Here is a 229-nt window from a genome sequence, read left to right as displayed (position 1 = left end):
CAATGAAGATGTGGTGCGGGCGATCTCGGCCAAGCGTAACGAGCCAGAGTGGATGCTGGAGTTTCGTCTTAAAGCGTTTCGTGCCTGGCTTGAAATGGAAGAGCCACACTGGCTGAAAGCGCACTACGAAAAACTCGACTACCAGGATTACAGCTACTACTCCGCGCCTTCCTGCGGCAACTGTGATGACAGCTGCGCATCAGAACCCGGTGCACTGCAGGCATCAGGC

General features: G+C 55.5%; 1 pseudogene. It reads left to right on the top strand.

Annotated features, from left to right (window positions below):
- Positions 1-229, top strand: a pseudogene (locus SB756_RS36345) (hypothetical protein); the annotation flags it as partial.

Origin of the sequence: Pseudomonas sp. SIMBA_068 (genome assembly GCF_046534705.1) — a bacterium.
Lineage (GTDB): Bacteria > Pseudomonadota > Gammaproteobacteria > Pseudomonadales > Pseudomonadaceae > Aquipseudomonas > Aquipseudomonas putida.
Note: the sequence above shows the minus strand (reverse complement) of the source record. Positions and strands in the feature narration are given on the sequence as shown.